The 22,440-nt window shown below is 72.2% G+C and carries 26 protein-coding genes; 12 read left to right on the top strand and 14 right to left on the bottom strand.

Going from position 1 to position 22,440, the window contains the following annotated elements; genetic code table 11:
- Window positions 1-149 precede the first annotated feature (149 nt).
- Entirely contained in the window at window positions 150-2,123 is a 1,974-nt protein-coding gene (locus ABT158_RS43470) for an ATP-dependent DNA helicase (protein ID WP_352363967.1), read from the top strand.
- Between the two features lie 225 nt (window positions 2,124-2,348).
- Here ABT158_RS43470 and ABT158_RS43465 read toward each other — a convergent pair whose 3' ends face one another.
- From ABT158_RS43465 to ABT158_RS43440, 6 genes are read right to left on the bottom strand one after another with little or no spacing between them, the layout of a single operon-like run.
- Entirely contained in the window at window positions 2,349-3,101 is a 753-nt protein-coding gene (locus tag ABT158_RS43465) for an SGNH/GDSL hydrolase family protein (protein WP_352363965.1), read from the bottom strand.
- A complete protein-coding gene (gene aroQ, locus ABT158_RS43460) occupies window positions 3,098-3,532 on the bottom strand; it encodes a type II 3-dehydroquinate dehydratase (RefSeq protein WP_352363963.1) in 435 nt (144 codons plus the stop codon). The genes ABT158_RS43465 and aroQ overlap by 4 nt, the downstream gene beginning before the upstream one ends.
- Window positions 3,529-4,599, bottom strand: coding sequence for a 3-dehydroquinate synthase (aroB, locus tag ABT158_RS43455; RefSeq protein WP_352363961.1), 1,071 nt, complete (start codon window positions 4,597-4,599; stop codon window positions 3,529-3,531). Before aroB ends, aroQ begins: the two co-directional genes overlap by 4 nt.
- A complete protein-coding gene (locus ABT158_RS43450; RefSeq protein WP_352363959.1) occupies window positions 4,596-5,096 on the bottom strand; it encodes a shikimate kinase in 501 nt (166 codons plus the stop codon). Before ABT158_RS43450 ends, aroB begins: the two co-directional genes overlap by 4 nt.
- 37 nt (window positions 5,097-5,133) lie before the next feature.
- A complete protein-coding gene (gene aroC / locus ABT158_RS43445) occupies window positions 5,134-6,315 on the bottom strand; it encodes a chorismate synthase (RefSeq protein ID WP_352363957.1) in 1,182 nt (393 codons plus the stop codon).
- Between the two features lie 43 nt (window positions 6,316-6,358).
- Complete coding sequence (locus tag ABT158_RS43440) at window positions 6,359-6,940, bottom strand: prepilin peptidase (protein ID WP_352363955.1); 582 nt, start codon at window positions 6,938-6,940, stop codon at window positions 6,359-6,361.
- 266 nt (window positions 6,941-7,206) lie between these two features.
- Between ABT158_RS43440 and ABT158_RS43435 the strand changes: the two genes are divergently transcribed.
- Together ABT158_RS43435 and ABT158_RS43430 are read left to right on the top strand one after the other, a co-directional pair.
- On the top strand, window positions 7,207-7,590 hold the full coding sequence (locus ABT158_RS43435; protein WP_352363953.1) for a hypothetical protein: 384 nt from the start codon (window positions 7,207-7,209) through the stop codon (window positions 7,588-7,590).
- A gap of 23 nt (window positions 7,591-7,613) precedes the next feature.
- A complete protein-coding gene (locus ABT158_RS43430; protein WP_352363951.1) occupies window positions 7,614-7,994 on the top strand; it encodes a hypothetical protein in 381 nt (126 codons plus the stop codon).
- Between the two features lie 156 nt (window positions 7,995-8,150).
- Here ABT158_RS43430 and ABT158_RS43425 read toward each other — a convergent pair whose 3' ends face one another.
- Window positions 8,151-8,687: an SseB family protein gene (locus ABT158_RS43425; protein ID WP_352363949.1), complete on the bottom strand. Its 537-nt coding sequence runs from the start codon at window positions 8,685-8,687 to the stop codon at window positions 8,151-8,153.
- Between the two features lie 137 nt (window positions 8,688-8,824).
- Here ABT158_RS43425 and ABT158_RS43420 point away from each other — a divergent pair, with 137 nt between their 5' ends.
- Entirely contained in the window at window positions 8,825-9,469 is a 645-nt protein-coding gene (locus tag ABT158_RS43420; RefSeq protein WP_352363947.1) for a nucleotidyltransferase family protein, read from the top strand.
- 15 nt (window positions 9,470-9,484) lie between these two features.
- On the opposite strand, the gene bar is transcribed toward ABT158_RS43420, so the two are convergent.
- Window positions 9,485-10,576: a barbiturase gene (gene bar, locus ABT158_RS43415; protein WP_352363945.1), complete on the bottom strand. Its 1,092-nt coding sequence runs from the start codon at window positions 10,574-10,576 to the stop codon at window positions 9,485-9,487.
- A gap of 179 nt (window positions 10,577-10,755) precedes the next feature.
- On the opposite strand from bar, the gene ABT158_RS43410 reads away from it, so the two are divergent.
- From ABT158_RS43410 to ABT158_RS43400, 3 genes are all read left to right on the top strand, one after another.
- Window positions 10,756-11,424, top strand: a complete 669-nt coding sequence (locus ABT158_RS43410) for an alpha/beta fold hydrolase (RefSeq protein WP_352363943.1) — start codon at window positions 10,756-10,758, stop codon at window positions 11,422-11,424.
- Window positions 11,425-11,484: 60 nt separating this feature from the next.
- The gene (locus tag ABT158_RS43405; RefSeq protein ID WP_352363942.1) at window positions 11,485-12,165 is read left to right on the top strand and encodes a TMEM175 family protein; all 681 of its coding nucleotides are present in this window, start codon (window positions 11,485-11,487) and stop codon (window positions 12,163-12,165) included.
- Window positions 12,166-12,253: 88 nt separating this feature from the next.
- A complete protein-coding gene (locus tag ABT158_RS43400; protein ID WP_352363940.1) occupies window positions 12,254-13,285 on the top strand; it encodes an FUSC family protein in 1,032 nt (343 codons plus the stop codon).
- A 129-nt stretch (window positions 13,286-13,414) separates the two neighbouring features.
- Here the strand turns inward: ABT158_RS43400 and ahpD are convergent, their stop codons facing one another.
- Window positions 13,415-13,951 carry an alkylhydroperoxidase, AhpD family gene (ahpD, locus tag ABT158_RS43395; protein WP_352363938.1) on the bottom strand — a complete coding sequence of 179 codons (537 nt, stop codon included), beginning with the start codon at window positions 13,949-13,951 and terminating at the stop codon, window positions 13,415-13,417.
- The gene (locus tag ABT158_RS43390; protein ID WP_352329929.1) at window positions 13,948-14,499 is read right to left on the bottom strand and encodes a peroxiredoxin; all 552 of its coding nucleotides are present in this window, start codon (window positions 14,497-14,499) and stop codon (window positions 13,948-13,950) included. The genes ahpD and ABT158_RS43390 overlap by 4 nt, the downstream gene beginning before the upstream one ends.
- 116 nt (window positions 14,500-14,615) lie before the next feature.
- Here ABT158_RS43390 and ABT158_RS43385 point away from each other — a divergent pair, with 116 nt between their 5' ends.
- Complete coding sequence (locus tag ABT158_RS43385) at window positions 14,616-15,539, top strand: LysR substrate-binding domain-containing protein (RefSeq protein WP_352363936.1); 924 nt, start codon at window positions 14,616-14,618, stop codon at window positions 15,537-15,539.
- A gap of 132 nt (window positions 15,540-15,671) precedes the next feature.
- Here ABT158_RS43385 and ABT158_RS43380 read toward each other — a convergent pair whose 3' ends face one another.
- From ABT158_RS43380 to ABT158_RS43370, 3 genes are all read right to left on the bottom strand, one after another.
- The gene (locus ABT158_RS43380) at window positions 15,672-15,887 is read right to left on the bottom strand and encodes a hypothetical protein (RefSeq protein WP_352363934.1); all 216 of its coding nucleotides are present in this window, start codon (window positions 15,885-15,887) and stop codon (window positions 15,672-15,674) included.
- Window positions 15,884-16,087: a ribbon-helix-helix protein, CopG family gene (locus tag ABT158_RS43375; RefSeq protein ID WP_352363932.1), complete on the bottom strand. Its 204-nt coding sequence runs from the start codon at window positions 16,085-16,087 to the stop codon at window positions 15,884-15,886. The genes ABT158_RS43380 and ABT158_RS43375 overlap by 4 nt, the downstream gene beginning before the upstream one ends.
- Before the next feature lie 76 nt (window positions 16,088-16,163).
- Window positions 16,164-17,165, bottom strand: a complete 1,002-nt coding sequence (locus ABT158_RS43370; protein ID WP_352363930.1) for an aldo/keto reductase — start codon at window positions 17,163-17,165, stop codon at window positions 16,164-16,166.
- Between the two features lie 119 nt (window positions 17,166-17,284).
- Between ABT158_RS43370 and ABT158_RS43365 the strand changes: the two genes are divergently transcribed.
- On the top strand, window positions 17,285-17,839 hold the full coding sequence (locus ABT158_RS43365; protein WP_352363928.1) for a TetR/AcrR family transcriptional regulator: 555 nt from the start codon (window positions 17,285-17,287) through the stop codon (window positions 17,837-17,839).
- Here the strand turns inward: ABT158_RS43365 and ABT158_RS43360 are convergent.
- Window positions 17,817-18,986 (bottom strand): pyridoxal phosphate-dependent aminotransferase, encoded by a 1,170-nt coding sequence (locus tag ABT158_RS43360; RefSeq protein WP_352363926.1) that lies wholly within the window; start codon window positions 18,984-18,986, stop codon window positions 17,817-17,819. The genes ABT158_RS43365 and ABT158_RS43360 overlap by 23 nt on opposite strands.
- A gap of 25 nt (window positions 18,987-19,011) precedes the next feature.
- On the opposite strand from ABT158_RS43360, the gene ABT158_RS43355 reads away from it, so the two are divergent.
- The 3 genes from ABT158_RS43355 to ABT158_RS43345 are packed head-to-tail and all read left to right on the top strand — an operon-like array spanning window position 19,012 to window position 22,437.
- Window positions 19,012-20,730 (top strand): alpha/beta fold hydrolase, encoded by a 1,719-nt coding sequence (locus tag ABT158_RS43355; protein WP_352363924.1) that lies wholly within the window; start codon window positions 19,012-19,014, stop codon window positions 20,728-20,730.
- Window positions 20,727-21,668, top strand: a complete 942-nt coding sequence (locus tag ABT158_RS43350) for a DUF418 domain-containing protein (RefSeq protein ID WP_352363922.1) — start codon at window positions 20,727-20,729, stop codon at window positions 21,666-21,668. The genes ABT158_RS43355 and ABT158_RS43350 overlap by 4 nt, the downstream gene beginning before the upstream one ends.
- Window positions 21,628-22,437, top strand: a complete 810-nt coding sequence (locus ABT158_RS43345) for a carbon-nitrogen hydrolase family protein (protein WP_352363920.1) — start codon at window positions 21,628-21,630, stop codon at window positions 22,435-22,437. The genes ABT158_RS43350 and ABT158_RS43345 overlap by 41 nt, the downstream gene beginning before the upstream one ends.
- The last annotated feature ends 3 nt before the right edge of the window (window positions 22,438-22,440 follow it).

The following is a 22,440-nucleotide window of genomic DNA, read 5'->3' as shown; positions in this document are numbered from 1 at the left end:
CACCAGCAAGATCTTCCTGACCAGTTGAAGTTCCGCTCGACAGTGTGCCACGCGAGTCGCGCGGGGAGCCCGCGAACGCCGGGATGCGCATGACCGGACACAGGGCGTCCCGGCGCGTCGGCCCGGGATTGCGGGTACCGTTGACGACCGTGCCGGACTCCCATCTCCCGTCAGTGGACGAACTGCTCAGCATCGCGGTCGGCGCTCTCGGAGGGAGCGAACGGCAGGGCCAGGTCACCATGGTCAAGGCCGTCCAGAAGGCCATCGACGACGAGGAACACCTGGCCGTCCAGGCGGGCACGGGCACCGGCAAGTCGCTGGCGTACCTGGTGCCCTCGATCCGGCACGCCATGGACAGCGACTCCCCCGTCGTGATCTCCACGGCCACCATCGCGCTGCAGCGCCAGCTCGTCGACCGCGACCTGCCCCGGCTGGCCGAGGCGCTGGGCAAGGAACTGCCGCACGAACCGACGTTCGCCATACTCAAGGGCCGGCGCAACTACCTGTGCCGCTACAAGGCGACGGCGGGCTGGCCCGAGGAGGACGAACAGGACCAGCTCTTCGACCCGCGCGAGGTGAGCGCGACCGGCCGCATGGTCCAGCGCATCCAGGAGTGGGCCGACGAGACCGAGACGGGCGACCGCGACGAGCTGGTTCCCGGCGTCAGCGAGCAGGCCTGGCGGCAGTTCTCGGTGAGCGCGCAGGAGTGCCTGGGCGCCACCCGCTGCCCGAGCGGCCCCGAGTGCTTCGCCGAGCTGGCCAGGGCCCGCGCGGGCGAGGTCGACGTCGTGGTGACCAACCACGCGCTGCTGGCCATCGACGCCATGGGCGACCTGCCGGTGCTGCCCGAGCACGAGGTCGTGGTCGTCGACGAGGCCCACGAGTTGGTCGACCGGGTGACCTCGGTGGTCACCAGCGAGCTGTCGGAGGCGTCGGTGCTGCTGGCCGTGCGCCGCGTCGGCCGGCTCATCGAGCAGCCGCTCGCCGACCAGCTCATGGAGGCGGGCGAAGACCTCAAGGCGCTGCTGGCCGCCGCCCCGCCCGGCCGCATCGACGAGCTGCCGCAGGTGCTCGGCCTCACCTTGCAGCTCATCCGCGACACGGCCTGGCGCTGCATCACCGCCATGGGCCCGCGCAACGCCGACAAGGACGACCCCGACAAGGCCGGCCAGCGCAAGGCCGCCTTCACCGCGCTCGACGAGGTGCACGACACCGCCGTGCGCATGCTCGACGCCTACGGCCACGCCGCCGAGGCCGACCGCGCCGAGGTGGTCTGGCTCGACGGCGCCACCGACCGCCGCCCGCCCATGTTGCGGGTCGCGCCGCTGAGCGTGAGCGGCATGCTGCGCGACCGGCTGTTCGGCGAGCGCACGGTGGTGCTCACCTCCGCCACGCTCGCCCTCGGCGGCACGTTCGACGGGCTGGCCGCGCAGTGGGGGCTGGGCGACAGCAAGCGCTGGCAGGGCATCGACGTCGGCTCGCCGTTCGACCACCAGCGCGCCGGCATCCTCTACGTCGCCAAACACCTCCCCCAGCCGGGCCGCGACGGGCTGCCGCAGCAGTATCTCGACGAGATCACCGAGCTCATCGAGGCGGCCGGCGGGCGCACGCTGGGGCTGTTCTCCTCGATGCGCGCCGCCAAGGCCGCCACGGAGGCGCTGCGCGAGCGGCTCGACGTGCCGCTGCTGTGCCAGGGCGACGACTCGACCATGCTCCTGGTCAAGCAGTTCGCCGAGGACGAGCCGACCTGCCTGTTCGGCACGTTGTCGCTGTGGCAGGGGGTCGACGTCCCCGGGCCGTCACTGCGGCTGGTCATCATCGACCGGGTGCCGTTCCCGCGTCCCGACGATCCGCTCACCTCGGCCCGGCAGCGGCACGTCGCGGCGCGCGGCGGCAACGGGTTCATGGCGGTGGCGGCCAACCACGCGGCCCTGCTGCTGGCCCAGGGCGCCGGCCGGTTGCTGCGCGCCCAGGACGACAAGGGCGTCATCGCGGTCCTCGACCCGCGCCTGGCCACGGCCCGGTACAGCGGTTTCCTGCTGGGCTCGTTGCCGCCGTTCTGGCGCACCACCGACCCGGCCGTCCCCCGTGCCGCGCTCAAGCGCCTGTCCACCGAGTCCTGACCCGCTGCTTTTCAGGGGCTGTCTTCGGGCAACGGCCTTTTTTCTTACGGCTTCGCCGGGTCAGGCCACCCGCCGTACGGGGCCGGTGGCCTTCCAGGAAACGCCCGCTGACCCTTCACCGGCGGGCCGCCGTCACGCGAGCCCGCCCTGCCCCACTCCGTGGCCCCGCGAGCCCGCGACGGAACCCTGAGCGGGCCTGATCCGGGGGCGGTCCTGCGAGAGCGGCTAGAACGGGGTGAGGTCGGGGCGTTTCGGGGTGAGGCCGTCGCCGGAGGAGGTGCCGCGCAGGCGGCGGGACATCCACGGCACCAGGTGCTCGCGGATCCACTGGGCGTCCTCGCGGCGCCGCGCCCGCGGGTCGACCAGCCGCTCCGGCCAATCCTTGCGCCAGTCGTCGAACGGCACCCCGAGCACGTCGAGCACGCGGGCCGCCACCAGCCGGTGGCCGTCCTCGTTCATGTGCAGGCGGTCGGCGCTCCAGGCCCGCCAGTCGCGCAGCCCCTGCATCGACCACTGGTCGACCAGCCGGCAGCCGTAGAGGTCGGCGATGGAGCGGATGTGCAGGTAGAAGATGGCGAAACGGCCGCGCAGCCGCCGCATCAGCGGCGTGTCGCGCGGATCGACCCCGGTGAACAGCAGCACGTCCGCGCCTCCGGCCCGCAGGTCGCGCACCGCGCGGGCCAGGCGCTTGGCCATCACGTCGGGGTCGCTGCCCGGCCGCAGCAGGTCGTTGCCGCCCGCGCAGAAGCTGACCAGGTCGGGACCCATCTCGATGGCCCGCGGCACCTGCTCGGTGACGATCTGGTCGAGCAGCTTGCCGCGGACGGCCAGGTTCGCGTAGCGGAACGCCGGGTCGTCGGCGGCGAGCCGCTCGGCCACCCGGTCGGCCCAGCCGCGGTAGTGCCCGTCGGGGCCTGGATCGTTCAGTCCTTCGGTGAAACTGTCCCCGAGTGCGACGAAGGACTTGTATTGCCTCATGAGCTGCTGTTCATCTCCGCGATAGCGTGTAGCGCCAGGACGTAGGACTGTAGTCCGAATCCGGCGATCGTGCCCGTCGCCACCCCGGCGACGACCGAGGTGTGGCGAAACTCTTCCCTCGCCGCGGGGTTGCTGATGTGCACCTCGACGAGCGGGGCGGTGCGCTGGGCGATGGCGTCGCGCACGGCGTAGGAGTAGTGGGTGAAGGCGGCCGGGTTGAGCACGACGGGGATGCGGCCGTCGGCGGCCTCGTGCAGCCAGCCGATCAGCTCGGCCTCGTCGTCGGTCTGGCGCACCTCGACCTGCTCGCCGAGCTTGCGGCCGGTCTCACGGCACAGCTCGGCGAGGTCCTCCAGCGTCTCGGCCCCGTAGACGTCGGGCTCGCGGGTGCCGAGCCGGCTCAGGTTGGGGCCGTTGAGCACGAGGATCATCGCGCGATCTCCTTGTAGGCGGCTTCGAGCAGCTCTTCGGCGGGGTCTTCGAGGCGGCCCGGCCTGGCCAGGTCGTCGAGGACGACGAAACGCTGCTTGGCGCCCCGGTTCTTCTTGTCCAGCCGCATGTGGTCGCGCAGCCGCGGCCAGGCGCCGGCGTGGTAGGAGACCGGCAGGCCCACGGAGGTGAGGATCGCGCGGGTGCGGGCGGTCAGGTCGGCGCGGCCGGACAGCCGGGACAGCTCGGCGGCGTAGACCATGCCGATGGCGACCGCCTCGCCGTGGCGGATCGTGTAGTGCTCGTCGCGCTCGATGGCGTGGGCGAGCGTGTGGCCGTAGTTGAGGATCTCGCGCAGGCCCTGCTCGCGCAGGTCGGCGCCCACGACGTGGGCCTTGACGCGGATCTTGCGCTCGATCAGCTCGCGGGTGTGGGGGCCGTCGGGCCGGGTGGCCCCCTCGGGGTCGGACTCGATCAGCGTGAGGATCTGCGGGTCGGCGATGAAGCCGCCCTTGATGATCTCAGCGAGCCCCGCCACGTAGTCGGCCTTCGGCATGCCGGGCAGCACGGCCAGGTCGCAGAGCACCCCGGCGGGCGGCAGGAACGTGCCCACCAGGTTCTTGCCCTCGGGGGTGTCGATGCCGTTCTTGCCGCCGACGGCAGCGTCGACCATGGCCAGCAGCGTCGTCGGGACGAGCACGACCTGCACGCCGCGCAGCCAGGTGCCGGCCACGAACCCGGCCAGGTCGGTCGTCGCGCCGCCGCCCACGCCCACGACGGCGTCGGAGCGGGTCAGGCCGTGGCGGCCGAGCGCGGACCACAGGCCGGCGGCCACCTCGGGCGTCTTGCACGCCTCGCCGTCGGGGACGGGCAGGTCGGCCACCTCGTAGCCGGCCTCGGCCAGCGCCGCGAGGACCGGACGGGACAGCTCGGGCAGGCCCTGCGGGCGGACAACGGCGACCGTGCGCACGCCCGGCCGGAACAGGCCAGGCAGCTCGGCCTGCACGCCGCTGCCCACCACGACGTCGTAGGGGCTGTCGCCGGATACGGCGATCCGCGTCGCGGTCATGCCGGCAGACCCTCCAGGATCTCGTCGGCGAGCTCGCCGGGGTCGCGTTTGTCGGTGGCGAGCGTGACCACGGCCAGGCGCTCGTAGACCGGCCGCCGCTCCTCCATCAGCTTCTTGAGCTGGCTGCGCGGGTTGAGCACGAGCAGCGGCCTGGCCGAGCCGAGCCCGACCCGCTGGACCGCGTCGGCCAGGCCCACCTGCAGGTAGACCACGTGGTGACCGGCGAGCAGGGCCTGGGTCTCCTCGTTGAGCACGGCGCCGCCGCCGAGCGACAGGACGCCGTCGTGCTCGGCCAGGGCGCGGCGCACAGCCTGGTGTTCCAGCTCGCGGAAGCGGGCCTCGCCGTCCTCGACGAAGATGTCGGCGACCGGCTTGCCGGCCACGGCCTCGACGTCGGCGTCGGTGTCGCGGAAGGCGACGCCGAGCCGCTCGGCCAGCAGCTGGCCGATCGTGGTCTTGCCGGATCCGGGCGGGCCGATGAGCACGGCTCTGGTCACTGGTCGCTCACCCCTTCTCGTTCGCTCCGCGCGGCCGTCACTTGATCACCATCGAGGAGAGGTAGCCGGACAGGTTGCGGGCGACCTCCTCCACCGAGTCGCCGCCGAACTTCTCCAGGGCCGCGTCGGCCAGCACCAGCGCGACCATGGCCTCGGCCACGATGCCCGCGGCCGGGACGGCGCACACGTCGGAGCGCTCGTGGTGGGCCTTGGCCGCCTCGCCGGTCTTGACGTCGATCGTGGCCAGGGCCCTCGGCACGGTGGAGATGGGCTTCATGGCGGCGCTGACCCGCAGAACCTCGCCGTTGGTCATGCCACCCTCGACGCCGCCCGCGCGGTTGGTGACGCGCTTGACGCCGTTCTCGGCGGTGTACTCGATCTCGTCGTGGGCGCGCGAGCCGGGCCGGCGGGCGGTCTCGAAGCCGTCGCCGACCGCGACGCCCTTGATCGCCTGGATGCCCATGAGGGCCGCGGCGAGCCGGGAGTCGAGCCTGCGGTCCCAGTGGGTGTAGCTGCCCAGGCCGGGCGGCAGGCCGTAGGCGAGCACCTCGACGACGCCGCCGAGCGTGTCGCCGTCTTTGTGCGCCTGGTCGATCACGGCGACCATGGCGGCGCTGCCCTCGGGGTCGGAGCAGCGGACCGGGTCTTCGTCGATCCTGGCCAGGTCGCCAGGGCCGGGCAGCACCTCGGTCGGGGTCTGCGCGCCGCCGATGGAGGTGACGTGGCTGACGATGTCGACGCCGAGCGCCTGCTTCAGGAAGCGCCTGGCGACCTCGCCGAGCGCGACGCGGGCCGCGGTCTCGCGGGCGCTGGCCCGGTCGAGCACCTGACGGGCGTCGTCGAAGCCGTACTTCTGCATGCCGGCCAGGTCGGCGTGGCCGGGGCGGGGACGGGACCGCGGCGCGTTGCGGGCCAGGCCGGCCAGCTCGGCCGGGTCGACCGGGTCGGCCGACATGACCTTCTCCCACTTGGGCCACTCGGTGTTGCCCACGCGGACGGCGACCGGGCTGCCCATGGTGCGGCCGTGGCGCACGCCGCCGACGATCGTCACCTGGTCCTGCTCGAACTTCATCCGCGCGCCGCGGCCGTAGCCGAGCCTGCGGCGGCGCAGGGCCTCGTCGATCGCGGCCGTGGTCACCTCGACCCCGGCGGGCAGTCCTTCGAGGATGGCAACGAGTTCGGGGCCGTGGGACTCTCCGGCCGTCAACCAGCGCAACATGACTCCAAGTCTTCCACGTGCGGCCGGGTGGGATGTCCGTCGTTCACCAGCCGAGACAGAGCGCCACGAAAGCACCGAGCAGCATGAACGGCCCGAAGGGGAACTGGGTGTGCCGGTCGCCCCGCCCGGTGAGCAGCAGCGCGACCGCGTACAGCGCGCCGAGCACCTGCCCGGCGAACGCGGCGGCCACCCACGTCTGCCAGCTCATCGCCGCCGCCGCCATGCCGATGAGCCCGGCCAGCTTGACGTCGCCGAGGCCCATCGCGGCCGGCCTGGCGAACCACAACAGACCGTAGACAGCCGCCAGCGCCGCCGCGCCGAGCAGCGCGCGCGGCAGCTCCCCGGTGGGGAGCAGGGTCAGTGCGATGATCGGGTACGCGGGCAGCGTGATCGCGTCGGGCAGCAGGGTGGTACGCCAGTCGATGACCGCCAGCGCCGTGCCGGCCAGCGCGAGCCCCGTGTACGGCGGCCCGGCGAGCCAGGCGGTCAGCGCCGTCACGGCGGCGGTCAGCAGTTCCACGCCCGGCGGCCAGGACGGCGGGGACGCGAGGTCGTCGTAGGCGTCGGCCAGCGCCCTGACCTGGTGTCCGGCGACCAGACCGAGCAGCGCCATCAGTGCGACCACGAGCAGACACTAATGCGGCGGCCCGGCGGCCGTCCCGGGATCGCGGCGGGCGGCCCGGGTATGGCGTGCGCCAAGAGCGAACCCGCGTCCCGGCGGGCCTTCGCGCCCCGGACGGAGGGCCGCGACGCACGCCGGCGGTCATGGGTTCGGGGGCGATCCCCCAAGGAACTTTGATCGTCCGGGACGGGGTGGCACGCGGCTGCGGGGGTGGTCAGGAACTTACTTTCTGTCGTGGCCCCCCGGAAGAGTGACCGAGAGGAAGACCCATGTTCCGTGGCATCCTGGCCGGCGGCCTCGCGCTGAGCGCCGCAAGCCTCATCATGACCGGCCCCGCCGCGTACGCCGACCTGCAGGCCCCTTACGCGCGGGCCGCGGCGATCGTCGACGCGGACGGCGAGCTGAACAACGGCAAGAACATCCTCAAGACGTGGCGGGCCTCGACCGGCCGCTACTGCGTGATGGTCGACAGGCACGTCACCACGTCCGCCGCGGTGATCCAGATCACCCCGCGGGCGCCCCGCCGCCTGCCGTTCATCGCCTACCGGAACTCGTCGGCGACCTGCCACGAGTCCAACACGATCACCGTCGGCGTCTATGACACCAGCACCGGCCGGCTCGCCGACGGCGGCTTCGACCTGACCATCTCCTGACCGAGAACCGAGGGAGCACCCATATGAACATCATCCGGCGCGCCGCCGGCGTCGCGCTCGTCGCGGCGGCCGTCCTCACCCCCGCGGCGGCGTACGCGGACACTCCCTACGCCCAGGCCTCGGCCACCGTCAGGGCGGACGGCGTGGTGACCGCCAGCAAGAACGTCGAGGAGGTCAGGCGCATGTTCCGCGGGACGTACTGCGTGATCCTCGGCGACGACGTCGACTACAACGGCGACCTGGCGATCCACGTGACGCCGACCGGCCGGTCCAGCTACCCGCGCTCGCTGTCGGTGCAGCGCGGGGCGGCGATCTGCGGCGGCCACTACCGGGCGGTCGCGGTCTACAGCCAGCTCGCCGACGGCGTGGCGGCCGACACCGGGTTCTACCTGACCGTCTCCTGACGACGTCCGCTCCTGAGGACGTCCGCTCCTGAGCACATCCGCTCCTGAGGACGTCCGGCGAACGCCCCCGGCCGGTGACGACACCGGTCGGGGGCGTCGGCTTGTCCGGCTTGAGGGAGGAAGCGGTGCTCAGCCGTTTCCGTGGGGAAGCGGTGTTCAGTTGTTTCGGCGGGAGAACCAGCGGCGGCGGGGCGGGGCGGGCTCCATCCTGGCGACCGTGACGCCGCCGAGCTGGCCGACGGTGCCGGACTCGACCGCGGCCAGCGCCCTCAGCACCTCGCCCTCGATCACGAACTGCACCGGGCCTGCCACGTCGACCACGACCGCCGCGGCCTCCTCGTGCACGGCCGCCCGGCAGACCTGGAGCGTGCCGGTCTGGATCGGGCGGGCGTCCTTGCGCCATCTGCTCAGCGCGTCGGTGCCGGTGAAGGCGAGCACCGCGTGCCTGCCGTCCTGGCCGACGAGCTTGGGCAGCGCCATCTCGCTCTCCTTCTCCTGGCGCAGCCCGTGCTCACCGACCTCGGACTCGGTCAGCAGGGCGACCACCGGCACCAGCAGCCGCGCGCCGCTCAGGGCGGCCAGCACGTCGGCGGGGCCGCACGCGCCCGACTCGTAGGCGGCCAGGGCGGCGGCCACGGCGGGGGCGGCGCTGCCGTCGTCGTCGGGGTCGAGTGGCTGTGGGATGGTCGGCACAACGAACGAGACTACCCGCGAGCCTTACCGCCCCCGCTCCTGGATGCCTTCCTTCCTGGGATGCTCGTGAGCGTTCTGCCGGTGTTCTGCCGGTCTTCTGTCGGTGTTCTGTCGGGCCGGGCTGCTAGACAGGTGCGGTGCGGATCTCTCGGCTCCCCCTCGACGAGCAGACTGCGGCCGTGCGGGCCGTGCTGGAGACCGACCCGGTGCTGGTGCGGGTGCTCGGCGGAGCCCGCTCGCTCGGCCTGCCCGGCTGGTGGCTGGCGGCGGGCGCGGTCGTCCAGGCGATCTGGAACCACGTGACCGGGCGTCCGGCGGGCTACGGCGTCAAAGACTACGACCTGATCTATCACGATCCGTCCGACCTGTCGTGGGAGGCGGAGGACCGCGCGATCAGGGCCGGGCGGGAGCTGTTCGGCGACGTGCCGGTGGAGATCCGCAACGAGGCCCGCGTCCACCTGTGGTACGAGCGCCGCTTCGGCGTGCCGTGCCCGCCCTACGACAGCTCCGAGGCCGCGATCGACTCCTTCCCCAGCACCACGAGCGCGATCGGCGTCCGAATCACCCCGTCGGGGGCGTGGCAGGTCTACGCCCCTTACGGCGTGGCCGACGCCTTCAACCTCGTGCTGCGTCCCAACCCCCGGCAGGCACCGCGCGAGGTCTACGAGGCCAAGGCGGCGCGCTGCGCCGAAGCCTGGCCCGAGCTGACCGTGCTCCCCTGGTGCGAGCCGGGGCCGACCGGTCATCCGGGCCGGCCGAGCGACCGAGGCCCGGACGGTTGACCGAGGCCCGGCCGCTCAGCCGAGGTCGGCGATGGCCGCGACCGGTCCACCGCCCGACGGCCCCTGGTGCACGGCGGCCACCGAGACGAACACCGCGGGGTCGCCGGTGACCGAGGCCGCCACCCCGCCGACGGCCGCCTTGATCTGCCGGTGCCAGTGCACGTCGGAGTCGTCCAGCATGATGTTGCGCCGCCCGCGCACCCGCCCCGACGGGTCGGCCTCGCACTTCATGAACACGTTGACCAGCCGCCCGCCGAGGTCGGAAGGGTGGGGGCGGTCCGGCAGCGGCAGCCCGGAGTCCCTGATGGCCGCCCAGATGCCGTCGGCGTCGAGCGCGTCCTTCATGACGCTGTGCCCGATGCGGTAGCGCCCGCCGATGCCGCGCACGTTGCCCACCAGCACGATCTGCGCCCGGTCCAGCTCCACCCCCGACGAGCACGACGCCACCGAGGAGTACAGCGACAGGTCCTTGTGGATCTGGTCGGCCCGCGGCATGTCGATCTCGCCGAGCGCGACGGCGATGCCGAGCGCGGTGGTGGAGTTGGACAGGTCCATCGACGGGCCGGTCTCCTCGATGGCGGTGTCCTGGCCGCGGCTCCTGGCCTCGGTGATGGTGGCCAGGGTGAGCAGCGGCGTCTTGGTCTGGACGTAGTGCACGTCACGCGGGTCGTCGATGCCGGCGATCTTCATGGCCTCCCGCACCCCGGCGGCCACCTTCTCCACCATCGCCGGACGGCCGATGTCCTCGGGCAGGATCACCTCGCTCATCGCCACGCCCACCGACAGGCGCGGCTCGTCGCTCATCGGCGCGTCCGCCGTGGTGGCGAAGACGGTGGCGTGCGGGCTGAGCACGCCGTCGGTGCCGCCCGACCACACCAGCGGCACGCTCTCGGGGGACGGGTGGTCGTGCTCGGCCAGGACCTCGCGGAAGGCCCGGTCGGCCAGGATGCGCGTGTAGTCGTTGACGCCGCCGTTGCCCTCGGTCTTGCCGATCACCGCGAGCACCCGGCGCGCCTCGATCACCCCGTCCTCGATGAGCCGGGACAGCCCGGAGGCGTCGGTCACGCTCTCGATCGGCACCTTTCGCACTTCAATCGGGTCCGGCATGCGTTGCCCCTTCTCCAGTACCGGCTTCCCCACCGTCGCGACGCTAGCCGAGCGGCCCGGCGGGGTTCATGGGCAATGTCTGCCCATGAACGGCCGCGGCGATGTCAAGGTGCGCTGGCCGGTCAAGCTCTCGGCGGAACCTGGAAGGGCACAAAAGGAACGAAGGTAGTGTCCCGGATGTGATTCGCGAAGCCCACGTCAACGGCATCAAGCTCGTCTACCGCGAGGAGGGCGACCCCGCCGCTCCGCCGCTGGTCCTCCTCCACGGCAGGACCGCGGACCACAACGACTGGAACGGCATCACCCAGCACTTCGCCGCCCGTCACCACGTCCTGGCCCCCGACCTGCGCGGCCACGGGGCCAGCGACCGTCCGGGCGAGTACGCGGTGGGCACGATGGCCGAGGACGTCGTGGCGCTCCTCGACCACCTGGGCCTCGACCGCGTCCGGCTGGTCGGGCACTCGCTCGGCGGCATGGTCTCCTACCACGTGGCCATGCGCCACCCCGAGCGGGTCGAGCGGCTGGTGCTGGAGGACGTCACGGCGCCGTACCCGATCAAGGGGCGGCAGCCGCTCGTGGAGGACGACTCCACCGGCTTCGACTGGCGGATGATGCACCAGACCGAGCCGTTCATCGTCGATCCCGACCCGGCGCTGGCCGCCGAGCTGGGGAAGATCACGGCGCCCACGCTGGTGCTGTCGGGCGGACGGCTGAGCCCGTTCGACGCCCCCGGGCTGGCCCGCCTGATCCCCGGCGCCGAGCTGGTCACGATCGAGGCCGGGCACCTCGTCCACGCCACCGAGCGGGCCGCCTTCCTGGCCGCGGTGGACGCCTTCCTGGGCAGGTGAGCCCAGACAGGTCCGGCCCCTCTATGCTGGTCGTCCCCCCACGAGTCACGGAGACCCGCTGTGTCCAGCCCCCCACCGGCCCCCCGTCCCGGCATGACCCCGGAGCGGGTCGGGATGTTCAGCGACGCCGTCTTCGCGATCGCGATCACGCTGCTCGTCCTGGAGATCCCCCGCCCCTCTGAGGACGACTTCCGTGACCTCGCGGGCTTCCTGAGCCATCACCAGGGCTCGTTCGCGGCGTTCGCACTGGCCTTCCTCATGTTGTGGTTCAGCTGGCGGGCCCACCACACGCTCTTCGACCAGCTCCACCGGGTCTCCCAGCCGGTCCTGCTGCTGCATGTGCCGCTGCTGCTGTGCTCGGCGTTCCTGCCGTACACGATGAACCTGTGGAGCGAGATGTCGGCGGCCGACATCGACGTGCAGGCGTCCAAGGGGCTGGCGCTGGCGCTGTTCGCGGGGACCGAGGCGCTCCTGATGTTCTGCCAGGGCGCGCTGTTCACGCTGGCCCTGTCGCAGGGGCTGCTCAACGCCCACGCGAGCAGGCGGCGCATGGCCACCTCGGCCTGGGTGTACTGGGGCTGCGGGGTGCTCTGGGCGGTCAGCGCGGTCCTGGCATTCGGCGTCGGCGAGGACTCCACGTTCCTGTGGATGGCCACGCCGGTCGTGGTCGCGGTGATCGTGCTCGTCCGCAGGCGGCTCGCCCCCGGCGTGGTTCAGCCGGATGTCACGGGGCAAACGTGACCTCAATGTCACAAAGATCCGCCAAGGTGAAAAGGTGCGAACGAGGCTCAGCGATCATGTAAGGGAACGACTGGGCACGTTCGGTCTCATGGCGCCCTCGATCGTGCAGTGCGCGGTGGGCGCGGCGCTGGCCTGGATCGTCGCCGTGGACCTGCTCGGGCACGCCCGGCCGTTCTTCGCGCCGATCTCCGTGCTGATCTGCGTCGGCGTGGGGCTCGGCCAGCGGCTGCGGCGCGTCGCCGAGCTGGTGGTCGGCGTGAGCGTCGGCGTCGGCGTCGGCGACCTGCTGGTGTCCTGGATCGGCTCGGGCCCCTGGCAGCTGGCGCTGGTCGTCGGGCTGGCCATGGCCGTCGCGCTGCTGCTCAACGGCGGGGCGCTGTTCGTCGCGCAGGCGGGCTCGTCGGCGGTGCTGGTGGCCACGCTGCTGCCCGGCGAGAACGCCGGCGGCCTCGACCGCATGGCCGACGCCCTCACCGGGGGCGTCATCGGCGTCGCGGCGGTCGCGCTGATGCCCGCCAGCCCGTTCACCATCGCGGCCAAACACCTGTCGGGGGTGCTGGACGCGCTGTCCACCGTCCTGGAGCAGGCGGCGGAGGCGATCGAGAAGCGGGACGTCGACCTGGCCGCCGAGGCGCTGGAGGAGGCGCGGACGACGCAGGCCGCCGTCGAGGAGTTCTCGATGGCGCTGGAGACCAGCAAGGAGATCACCATGATCTCGCCGCTGCACTGGCATCGCCGGGCCGCCCTGACCCGGTACGAGACCGCCGCCGTCCCCGTCGACCTGGCCCTGCGCAACGCCCGGGTGATGGTCCGCCGCACGCTGGCCGCGCTGGGCGAGGCGAGCCCGCCGCCCACGGCGCTGGCCGAGGCGATGCGCGAGGTCTCGGAGGCGGCGCTGCTGCTGCAGCTGGAGCTGGCCGCCGGACGCGATCCCCTGCTGGCGCGGCAGGCGCTGCTCGCGGTGGCCGGCCGGGAACGGCCCGAGCGGCTGGGCTTCTCGGCGCACGTCATCATCGCGCAGCTGCGGTCGATCGCGGTGGACCTGTTGCAGGCCACGGGCCTGGAGCACGAGCAGGCCAGCCAGGCGCTCACCCCGCTCGACGAACCCCAGGGCAGCTAGGACCCCCGCGCACGCGAAAGGCGGGCACCCGTACGGGCACCCGCCTTCGCGGTTCTACGGTTTCGCGGTCTTGCGGTTACGCGGTTCTGCTCGTTACGCGGTTCGCGCCTTCGCGGTTCCGCGGGGAGGTCAGACCGTCTGGAGCGCGGCCTCGGCCTCCAGGGTCGCGGCGGTGGCGTTGATCACGGCGGCCACCCGCAGCGCCTCCTGGACCTGCTCACGCGGCAGCCCCGCGCCCCGCAGCACCTGCTCGTGCGACTCCAGGCAGCGGCCGCAGCCGTTGATCGCGGAGACCGCCAGGCACCACAGCTCGAAGTCCGTCTTGTCCACGCCCGGGTTGCCGATCACGGTCATCCGGAGCCTGGCCGGCAGCGTCGCGTACGTCTCGTCGCCGATCAGGTGGGTGGCGCGGTAGTAGACGTTGTTCATCGCCATGATCGACGCGGCCGCCTTGGCGGCGGTGAACGCCTCGGCCGACAGGTGCTCGGCGGCGTCCTGCGAGAGCTCGGCGATGACCCGCGCCGACCTGGTGGCCAGGGCGCACGCCAGGACGGTGCCCCAGAGCTGCTGGTCGGTCAGCGACGAGGTGGTCGTGACCGAGCCCAGGTTGAGCCTGGTGTCCTTGGCGTAGTCGGGCAGGAGCGACTTCAGGGTGTCGACGCTCACTGGGCAAGCAGCTTCTGGGCGTCGAGGCCGGCCTCGCCCTTGTTCCAGTTGCACGGGCACAGCTCGTCGGACTGCAGGGCGTCGAGGACCCGCAGGACCTCCTTGACGTTGCGGCCCACGGAACCGGCGGTCACCATCGAGAACTGGATCTCGTTGTTCTGGTCGACGATGAACGTGGCGCGCTGGGCGACGCCGTCCTGGCCGAGCACGCCGCAGGCCTGCGACAGCTCGCGCTTGATGTCGCTCAGCATCGGGAAGGGCAGGTCGCGCAGGTCCTCGTGGTTCTTGCGCCAGGCGTGGTGCACGAACTCGGAGTCCACCGAGACGCCGAGCACCTGGGCGTCACGGTCGGCGAACTCGCCGTTGAGACGGCCGAACTCGGCGATCTCGGTCGGGCAGACGAACGTGAAGTCCTTCGGCCAGAAGAACACCACGCGCCACTTGCCCTCGTAGGTCTTGTGGTTGATCTCAGCGAACGCCTTGTCGGGGTCGAGGTCGACACAGGCCGTGAGTTCGTACTCGGGGAAGCGGTCACCGACGGTGAGCAAGTTCCTACTCCTTCGGAGGAAGTGCGGGTCAGGGCACCTACGTTGCCGCACCTAGCATTGATTCGAGAAATCGAGTAGTTGGACCAATCTGAGAGGTGATTCCTATCAGTGAGCCCATGCCCACCCTCGCTCAGCTGCGTTCCTTCCTCGCCGTGGCCGAGCATCTCCACTTCAGGGAGGCGGCGACGGCACTGAAGATGAGCCAACCCACCCTCTCCGGAAATATCGCCTCATTGGAGGAGATATTGGACACACAGCTGCTGGAGCGGACCACCCGCAAGGTGCTGCTCACCTCCGCCGGCGAGCGCGTGGCCGAGCACGCCTGGCGAGTGCTGGCCGCCGTGGAGGACCTGATGGGCGAGGCCGCCCAGAACCGCGAGCCCTTCAGCGGACCGGCCCACCTCGGCGTCATCCCCACCGTGGCGCCGTACGTGCTGCCCGCGCTGCTGCCCATGTTCGCCCAGCGCTTCCCGCAGCTCAAGCTGACCGTCCACGAGGCCAAGACGGACACGATCCTGGAGGAGGTCCGCGAGGGACGGCTCGACCTGGTCCTGCTCGCCCTGCCGACGGACGTGGGCGGCCTGGTGGAGACGCCGCTCTACGACGAGGACTTCCTGCTGGCCCTCCCCCACGACCACCCCCTGGCCGCGGACCCCGCGCCGCTCGACCGCGACGCGCTCAAGGGCCTGGACATCGTGCTCCTCAACCAGGGCCACTGCCTGCGCGAACAGGCCATAGACGTGTGCCGCGAGGTGGGCGCGCGGGCCACCGCGACCACGTACGCGACCAGCCTGCCGACGCTGGTGCAGCTCGTGGCGGGCGGCCTCGGCGTGACGCTGCTGCCGGAGTCGGCCGTGCCGGTGGAGACCGGCAAGCGGGTACGCCTGGCGCTGCGCCGCTTCGCCGCCCCCGCCCCCGGCCGCACGATCGGCCTGGCCTACCGCGCCTCCTCGGCCCGCGTGGCCGAGTACGACCAGCTCGCCAAGGCCGTCCGCACCGCCATCCGCCAACGCCGCCTCCCGGTCAAGCTCACCTCGTGAACGTGCGCAGCGCCCCGGCGATCTCCGTCACGTCGTCGAGCTTGCCGGAGGCGACGGCGACGACCAGGTCGTAGGCGTCGTCGTCGGCCGGGTCGAACTCGATTCCGTTCTTCGCGAGGAAGACGTAGGTCGTCAGCCAGCCTGCGCGCTTGTTTGGTTGGTGACGATCGAGTGGAGGAGGACCGCGGCCTTGGTCATCAGGTCGGGATGGGTGTCATGCCCGAACAGCGAGGTCTGCGGCCGCAGGAGCACGGCCTCCCAGGAGCCCGAGGTCGCGCGCTGAAGGGGGCCGCCCAGCGCGGCCGCGCGATCCGAGGCCCTTGTGTCGAGGCTGACGTAGCGGATCACGCGCCCAGCCTGCGCAACAGGTCCGCGAATCGCCTGGCCCCCTTCTCCGCAAGAGCGTCGGTGATCTCGTCGTCGGAGGCGCGCTCCAGGTACTCCTCGATCGCGCGCAGCACGATCTGCCGCATGCTTCGCCCTTCCAGCTCGGCACGCGCACGAAGAGCCTCGGTCTGTTCGTCGTTCAGGCGAAGGGTCATGGCCATGCCCTCATCGTGGCGTGGGGCGCCATGGCAGCGAAACCACCGGGAACGCTTTACTCTCGGTTGCGCCGGTCGGAGGTCAGCGGGGGACGAGGTGGAAGAAGGAGCCGTCGGCAGGGGTGTGGGCGGGGTCGGAGAGGTCGTCCAGGCGGGTGGCCGCCTCCGGCGGGAGGGTGAGGTCGAAGGCGGCCAGGTTCTCCCGCAGCTGCCGTACCGAGCGCGGCCCGAGCAGCACCGACGTGACGCCGGGACGTCCCGCGACCCAGGCCAGGGCGACCGCGGCCGGGTCGGCCCCCAGCTCGGCCGCGACCTCGGCCAGCCCCTCGGCGACGGCCAGGTTGCGGTCGTTGAGCAGCGACTGCGCCCAGCGGGCCGCGCCGGGCATCGCGGCGCCGAGCAGGCGGCCCATGCGGCTGTCCGGGTCGGGGAGCTCGCCGCGCCGGTAGCGGCCGGTCAGGACGCCGCCGCCGAGCGCGCCGTACACGACCGTGCCGAGGCCGAACCGGGCGCAGGCGGGCAGGATCTCGGCCTCGACGACCCGCTGGAGCAGCGAGTACTGCGGTTGCAGGCTCACGAACGGCGTGCCGCCCACCCGCTCGGCCGCCCACTGCGCCTCGACGATCTGCGCGGCGGTGAAGTTGGAGCAGCCGAGGTAGCGCACCTTGCCCGCGCGGACGAAGCCGTCGAGGGTGGCCATCGTCTCCTCGATCGGCGTGCCCGGGTCCCACTGGTGACACTGGTAGAGGTCGATGTAGTCGGTGCCGAGGCGGCGCAGGCTGGCCTCCAGGGCGCGGGTGAGGTGCCGTCTGGACAGGCCCCGCCCCTCCGGGCCGACCGGCATGGCGCCCTTGGTGGCCAGCACGACCCACTCGCGCCTGCCGCGCAGCGCCCGGCCGACGATCTCCTCGGTCTCGCCCCGGTGGTAGAGGTCGGCGGTGTCGATGAAGTTGCCGCCCGCGTCGAGGTAGGCGTCGATGACGCGGCCCGCCTCGGCGGCGTCGCCCGCGGCCAGGCCGTGCTCGGTGCCGAAGTTCATGGTGCCGAGGCAGGCGCGGGAGACGCGCAGCCCGGAACGTCCCATGGTTGGGAAGTGCACGAATGCCCCTAGAATCGGAATGACTGTTCCGCTTGGATGCGGGGAACGATACGGAACAACGGTTCCGGATGTCAACGCGAGGATGTTCGACGCGAGGAGGGCCCATGCGTGCCGACGCCCGGCGCAACCGCGCCCGTGTGCTGGAGGCGGCCGAGGTCGTGCTGGCCCGCGACGGGCTCGACGCCTCGATGCGCGAGATCGCCGCGCTGGCCGGCGTGGGCGTGGGGACGATCTACCGCCAGTTCCCCACCAAGGAGGCCCTGTACGCGGCGATCGTGGCCGACCGGCAGGAGCGGCTGGCCGAGATGGCAGCAGAGCTGGCCGGCGCCGCCGACGCCGGAGCGGCCTTCTTCGAGTTCTTCGACCGCATCGTGGCCTACTCGACGGTCAAGAAGATCCTGGTGGACGCCCTGGCCAGCGCCGGCATCGACGCCAAGGCGGGCGCGCCCGACATCAGGGGCGCGATCGGCGCGCTGCTGGAGCGGGCGCAGCGAGCGGGGGCGGTGCGCGCGGACGTGGGCATGACGGAGCTGCTCGCCCTGCTCAGCGCCGCCTGCCTGGCGGCGCAGCACCACAACTGGAGCGACGACCTGCGGGCCAGGGCCCTGGCCGTGCTGTTCGACGGCCTGCGCCGGGCTACCCCTGCGACAGGCGCTTGAGCCGGGTCACCGCCTCGTCGATGACCTCGTCCTTCTTGCAGAACGCGAAGCGGACGAAGTGCCGGCCGCGTTCGGGGTGCTCGTAGAAGACCTGCGTGGGGATGGCCACCACCCCGGCCAGCTCGGGCAGGCGGCGGGTGAGCTCCAGGCCGTCGGTGAAGCCCAGCGGCCGGATGTCGGTCTGCACGAAGTACGTGCCCGCCGGCCCGAACACCTCGAAGCCCGCCGCCGCCAGCCCGTCCATCAGCCGGTCGCGTTTGTCCTGGAGCCCGGCGCGCAGCGCGGCCACCCACTCCAGCTCGGTGCGCAGTCCGTACGCCACCGCGAGCTGCCAGGGCGCGCTCGCGGTGAAGGTGAGGAACTGCTTGACCGTGGAGACCGCCCGCACCAGCTCGGGCGGCGCGCACACCCAGCCGGTCTTCCAGCCCGTGACCGAGAACGTCTTGCCCGCAGAGGAGATCATGACCGTGCGCTCGCGCATGCCGGGCAGCGTGGCCAGCGGGACGTGCTCGACGCCGTCGAAGGTGAGGTGCTCGTAGACCTCGTCGGTGATCGCGATCAGGCCGTGCTCCTGGCACAGCTCGGCGATGACCGTCAGCTCGTCCCTGGTGAAGACGGTCCCCGTCGGGTTGTGCGGTGAGTTGACCAGGATCGCCCGGGTACGCGGCGTGACGGCGGCGCGCAGCTCGTCGGGGTCGAAGGTGAAGCGGCCGTCCACCGGACGCAGCGTCACCGCCGCGAGCCTGGCCTGGGCCAGCGCGATCGAGGCCGCGTAGGAGTCGTAGTACGGCTCGAACGCGATCACCTCGTCGCCCGGCTCGCACAGCGCCAGCACGCTCGCCGCGATGGCCTCGGTGGCGCCCACGGTGACCAGCACCTCGCCCGCCGGGTCGTAGTCGAGCCGGTAGTGGGCCATCCGGTGCTCCGAGACCGCCTGCCGGAGCTCCAGCACCCCAGGCCCCGGCGGGTACTGGTTGGCGCCCGAGGTGATCGCCTGCACGGCGCGGTCGAGCATGGCGGCCGGGCCGTCGGTGTCAGGGAAGCCCTGTCCGAGGTTGATGGACCCGGTCTGCACGGCGAGCGCGCTCATCTCGGCGAAAATCGTCGTGCCGAAGGCGCGCATCCTGGAAACAAGTGGTTCGGTCACGCCCCCACACTATTAGTCTCGTCTCGTGATCATCCGGGTCGTGCTAGCCCTCGCCCTGAGCGTTCCCCTCGTCACGCCTGACACGCCCCCTCCCGTGGAGGCCGCGCCCTGCCCGGTCGCCGTGCCGGAGCACACCGTCTGCGGGTTCCTGCTGGTCCCCGAGCGCCGCGACACGCCGGGCCGGACCATCAAGGTCGGGTACGCCGTGCACACCTCGACGGCCCCTGGCCGCCAACCCGATCCGATCGTCTACATGGGCGGCGGGCCGGCGTCGTCGTCGCTGCAGCTCACCGGGTTCCTGAGCCAGATGTTCCCCGACCGCGACGTGGTGACGATCGAGCAGCGCGGCGGGAAGTACTCCCGTCCGGTGCTGGGCTGCCCCGAGACGGCCGAGGCGCTGCTCGGACGGCTGCGCAGGCCACCCGCCGACGTGGGCGCGGCGGCCCTGCGCTGCCGCGCCCGCCTCCAGGAGCAGGGCATCGACCTGCGCGGCTACCACACCAAGGAGATCGCCGCCGACGTGGTCGCCCTGCGCCAGGCGCTCGGCTACCCCTCCTGGAACCTGTTCGGCGTCAGCTACTCCACCCGGGTCATGACCGACGTCGCCGCCGCCGACCCGCAGGGCGTGCGGTCGGTCGTGCTGGACTCGTTCCTGCCCGAGTCCGTGGCCTGGTACGACGACGCCGACCGCAACCTGCGCGACACCGTGGCCGCGCTCGGCGTGGGCGACGCCTTCGACCGGGTGGTGGCCGGGCTCAACCGCTCCCCCGCCCGGGTGCCGACCACCGATCCGCTGCTCGGCCGGCCGTTCACGGCGACGATGTCCGGCGACGACGTGGCCACCGTCCTCGCCGAGGCGCTGCACGAGGCGGACGTGTCGGCCGTGGCGCCCGCGCTGGTCGGCGGCCTGGCCGAGGGGCACGACGAGCTGCTGCGGCCGCTGGCCGACGCGGTGGGCGAGGGGCTGGTGTCGCACGAGTTCGGGCTGTACCACGCGGTGCAGTGCCAGGACGAGGTGCCGTTCAACACCTTCACCACCAAATCCCGACTTTTCACGGTAAACGCGGACAAAGCGGTGTGTGATGCGTGGCAACTTCCCAAATCCGCCCCCGTGAACGCCGTCCCGAAGGCCCCCGTCTTCGTCGTCGGCGGCGACCGGGACCCCACCACCCCCGCCAGGACGGCCGGGCCCGCCGCCGAAGCCATCCCCGGCGCCCGGTTCGAGACGTTCCGCGGCAGCCACGCCGTCTTCCTCACCAGCGCGTGCGCCAGGAAGCACATCGCCGAGTTCGTCGAGGCCCCGGACCGCGTGTCGCCGAAGCCGTGCGAGTCCGACCCGGCCCGGCCGCCGACGCTCCGGCTCGCCGACACGCACGTCACCGGCGCGCCGTACCGGATCTCGCAGGCGCCCTGGCTGGCCGCGCCCTTCGCGCTGTTCGCGCTCGTCTCGCTCGTCCAGCTCGCCGCGGGCGCGCTGCGCGGCAGGTCGGTGACCGCCTACGCGGGGCTGGCCGGCGTGGCGTTCGCCGGGCTGACCGGCCAGGCCGTCTACGGCATGGCGAGCAGGAACGAGACGGCCCTGGCCGTCGGCGTCCCGGGCACGATCGGCCTGTACACGTGGATAGCGGTGGCCTCGGCCGTGCTGAGCGTCGCGGCCCTGTTCCACGATCGGCGGTGGCCGCACCTCGTGGCGGCGGTCGCCGGCGCCGGATTCCTCATATGGTGGTTCACCTGGTTCCTGTGACGCGCATCCGTGAGCTGGACGCCCTCCGCGGCTTCGCGGTGGGCGGCATCATGCTGGTCAACACCTGGCAGCACGCCGGCCACGAGCCCTACACCGGCATCGACCGCACGATCGAGGCGCTGTTCCAGAGCCGCTTCTACCCGATCTTCTCGCTGCTGTTCGGCATCAGCTTCGTGCTGTTCCTCGACCGTTCGGGAAGCCGCTGGGCGCTGGCCCGCCGGCTGGCCTGGCTGGCCTGCTTCGGCCTGCTCCAGCACACCTTCTACCAGGGCGAGGTGCTGACCGACTACGCCCTCTACGGCCTGGTGGTGCTGCTGCCGGCCTCGTTCCTGCCGGGCGGCCTGCCGGTGCTGGCGCTCGGCGTCGTGGCGACCGTCTGGGCCACCTTCCACGGCGCGGGCCCGTCGCTCATCCCCGGGCTGTTCCTGGTCGGCATGGGGCTGATGCGGCTGCGCCCGCCGCGGAGCCTGCTGGCTCCCGTGTTCGCGGCCTCGGCGCTGACCTCCCTGGTGCTGACGGTCACCTGGGCGGGCGTCGCGGACGTGCCGGGGGCGGGTGACTGGACCGTCTACAGCGCGGCCGCGCTGTCGGGGGCGGCGGCGTACGCCGGCGGGCTGCTGCTGGCGCTGCGGCCGTGGTCGTCGGCCCTGCTGGAGCCGCTGGGCCGGATGGCGCTGACGAACTACGTCACCGGCACGGCGGTGATCGCGCTGTGCACGGTCCCGCTGAAGACCGGCGCCACCCGCTGGCCGGTGCTCGCGGTGGCGCTGACCACAGTGGTGGCGCAGACGTTGTTCAGCGGCTGGTGGCTCACCAGATTTCGGTACGGCCCACTTGAGTGGATCTGGCGGTGCCTGACCTGGTTTCGACTGGTGCCCAACCGGTTAGAGTCGGGCCGTGACCACAATCGCCCTCTGCCAGATTCCGGTCTCTCCTGACCCGGCCACCAACCTCAAGAGGGCCAGGGAGGCGCTCGCCCGCGCCGAGGGGGCCGACCTGGCGATCTTCCCCGAGGCCACGCTCACCCGTTACGGCAGGCGCGTCACCGAGCTGGCCGAGCCGCTCGACGGGCCGTTCGTGTCGGGGCTGGCGGAGGCGGCCCGCACCCACGGCCTGGCGGTGATCGCCGGCGTGTTCGAGCCGGGCGAGGGCCCGGCCGGCGCCAAGGTGCACAACACGGCCGTGGCGATCGGCCCCGACGGCGACGTCAAGGCCGCCTACCGGAAGATCCACCTGTTCGACTCCTTCGGCTCCAAGGAGTCCGACCTGGTGGCGCCGGGCGCCGAACCGGCCGTGGTCGAGCTGGCCGGGCTGCGCGTCGGGCTGGTCACCTGCTACGACATCCGCTTCCCCGAGCTGACCAGGGCGCTGGTCGACAAGGGCGCCGACCTGTTCGCGGTGATCGCCGCCTGGGGGTCGGGCCCGCTGAAGGAGGACCATTGGGTCACGCTGGTCCGCGCACGGGCCCTGGAGAACACGATGTGGACGGCCGCCGTCGGCCAGGCGCCCAACCCGGAGGAGTCGAAGGACGGGTTCGGCGTGGGGCGCAGCATGCTGGTCGATCCGCTCGGAGTGGTCCGGGCCGACCTCGGCACCGGTCCGGGGGTCCAGCTCGTCCGCCTCGACACCGAATGGACGGCCACCGCCCGGGCCATGCTCCCGTGTCTGGATCACCGGGTGCTCAAGGGTCAACCGACCGTAAAGTAGAGC

This window comes from Nonomuraea sp. NPDC001636, assembly GCF_040298265.1.
In the GTDB taxonomy this organism is placed as follows: domain Bacteria; phylum Actinomycetota; class Actinomycetes; order Streptosporangiales; family Streptosporangiaceae; genus Nonomuraea.
This window is presented reverse-complemented; position numbering and strand designations above follow the sequence as displayed.

Excerpts from the sequence above, each read along its gene's own strand:
- aroQ (WP_352363963.1), bottom strand. The coding sequence starts at position 3,532 with ATGATCCTCGTGCTCAACGGCCCCAACCTGAGCCGGCTCGGCACCCGC.
- bar (WP_352363945.1), bottom strand. The coding sequence starts at position 10,576 with ATGCCGGACCCGATTGAAGTGCGAAAGGTGCCGATCGAGAGCGTGACC.
- ABT158_RS43365 (WP_352363928.1), top strand. The coding sequence starts at position 17,285 with ATGCGTGCCGACGCCCGGCGCAACCGCGCCCGTGTGCTGGAGGCGGCC.
- ABT158_RS43430 (WP_352363951.1), top strand. The coding sequence starts at position 7,614 with ATGAACATCATCCGGCGCGCCGCCGGCGTCGCGCTCGTCGCGGCGGCC.
- ABT158_RS43465 (WP_352363965.1), bottom strand. The coding sequence starts at position 3,101 with ATGAGGCAATACAAGTCCTTCGTCGCACTCGGGGACAGTTTCACCGAA.
- ABT158_RS43370 (WP_352363930.1), bottom strand. The coding sequence starts at position 17,165 with ATGGGACGTTCCGGGCTGCGCGTCTCCCGCGCCTGCCTCGGCACCATG.
- ABT158_RS43400 (WP_352363940.1), top strand. The coding sequence starts at position 12,254 with ATGGCGCCCTCGATCGTGCAGTGCGCGGTGGGCGCGGCGCTGGCCTGG.
- ABT158_RS43375 (WP_352363932.1), bottom strand. The coding sequence starts at position 16,087 with ATGGCCATGACCCTTCGCCTGAACGACGAACAGACCGAGGCTCTTCGT.
- aroB (WP_352363961.1), bottom strand. The coding sequence starts at position 4,599 with ATGACCGCGACGCGGATCGCCGTATCCGGCGACAGCCCCTACGACGTC.
- ABT158_RS43385 (WP_352363936.1), top strand. The coding sequence starts at position 14,616 with ATGCCCACCCTCGCTCAGCTGCGTTCCTTCCTCGCCGTGGCCGAGCAT.
- aroC (WP_352363957.1), bottom strand. The coding sequence starts at position 6,315 with ATGTTGCGCTGGTTGACGGCCGGAGAGTCCCACGGCCCCGAACTCGTT.
- ABT158_RS43435 (WP_352363953.1), top strand. The coding sequence starts at position 7,207 with ATGTTCCGTGGCATCCTGGCCGGCGGCCTCGCGCTGAGCGCCGCAAGC.